This window comes from Rhizobium sp. 18055 (genome assembly GCF_902706285.1).
Lineage (GTDB): Bacteria > Pseudomonadota > Alphaproteobacteria > Rhizobiales > Rhizobiaceae > Rhizobium.
Window position 1 is genome coordinate 1 of record NZ_CACSKD010000109.1, and the last position, 599, is coordinate 599.

Consider the following 599-nt stretch of genomic DNA (forward strand, 5'->3'; position numbering starts at 1 on the left):
GGGCCTGATGGTGGTCGCGCCCCTGCCCGGCGGCGGCGCTGACCGCTACCGCGTGGTGGCCACGGTGGACGATCCGGACCCGGACGTGACGCCGGCGCATGTGCACGCCCTGCTCGGCACCCGCGGTCCCCGGCCCGGCACGACCCCCGCGATCAGGGAGCTGCTGTGGGGATCGTCGTTCCACGTGCAGCACCGGCTGGCGGCGCAGGTGTGGAAGGGGCATGCGCTCTTGTGCGGAGATGCCGCCCACGTGCACAGCCCGGCGGGCGGGCAGGGAATGAACACGGGCATCCAGGACGCCGTCGAACTCGCGGCCCCGCTGCACCGGGCCCTGCGCGAAGGCGACACCGGCGCGATCGCGGCCTGGGCGGCGCGGCGCCATGCGATCGCGCGCGAGGTGGTCCGCACGACCGATGCGCTCACCCGGCTGGCAACGGCGTCTTCACCGCTGGCACGCGCGGCGCGGGGGGCACTGCTCGGCCTGGTCGACCACCTTCCCTTCGTGCGGCGCAGGCTCGCGATGCCGCTGGCCGAACTGGACCGCTGACGGGCCCTCCCTCCAGACGCACCGAAGCCCGCATGCCTCCTGTCATGCGGGC

1 protein-coding gene is annotated in these 599 nt (G+C 75.0%); it reads left to right on the forward strand.

From position 1 onward, the window contains the following. A partial coding sequence (locus GVL52_RS28215; RefSeq protein WP_200847947.1) for an NAD(P)/FAD-dependent oxidoreductase occupies positions 1 to 547 on the forward strand: 547 nt, incomplete at its 5' end. Between the last annotated feature and the right edge of the window lie 52 nt (positions 548 to 599).